This window comes from Rummeliibacillus sp. TYF005 (assembly GCF_003844195.1).
Classification (GTDB): domain Bacteria; phylum Bacillota; class Bacilli; order Bacillales_A; family Planococcaceae; genus Rummeliibacillus.
Window position 1 is genome coordinate 1 of sequence record NZ_ML122656.1, and the last position, 373, is coordinate 373.

The 373-nt window shown below is 44.0% G+C and carries 3 tRNA genes; all 3 read left to right on the plus strand.

The annotated features are described in order from the left end of the window. The first annotated feature begins 1 nt into the window (after position 1). The 3 genes from CW357_RS18100 to CW357_RS18110 all read left to right on the plus strand — a co-directional run bounded on the left by CW357_RS18100 (position 2) and on the right by CW357_RS18110 (position 284). Positions 2-76: transfer RNA gene (locus CW357_RS18100), tRNA-Gly, on the plus strand. Between the two features lie 16 nt (positions 77-92). After that, positions 93-167: transfer RNA gene (locus CW357_RS18105), tRNA-Cys, on the plus strand. 35 nt (positions 168-202) lie between these two features. After that, positions 203-284 (plus strand) — tRNA-Leu (locus CW357_RS18110). Positions 285-373: the final 89 nt, after the last annotated feature.

Consider the following 373-nt stretch of genomic DNA (forward strand, 5'->3'; position numbering starts at 1 on the left):
TGCGGAAGTAGTTCAGTGGTAGAACATCACCTTGCCAAGGTGGGGGTCGCGGGTTCGAACCCCGTCTTCCGCTCCAATTATTTTAATATTAAGGCGGCATAGCCAAGTGGTAAGGCACAGGTCTGCAAAACCTCTATTCACCGGTTCAAATCCGGTTGCCGCCTCCATTTAATTTAAAAAACGATAACTCTTATAATAACATGCCGGTGTGGCGGAATTGGCAGACGCGCACGACTCAAAATCGTGTTCCTTTTGGAGTGTCGGTTCGACCCCGACCACCGGTATCCTATATAAATTGAAACTCTTGATATATCAAGGGTTTCTTTTTTTATGTAAAAAATAATGGTTCTATACTAATTGTTGGGGTTGTCAA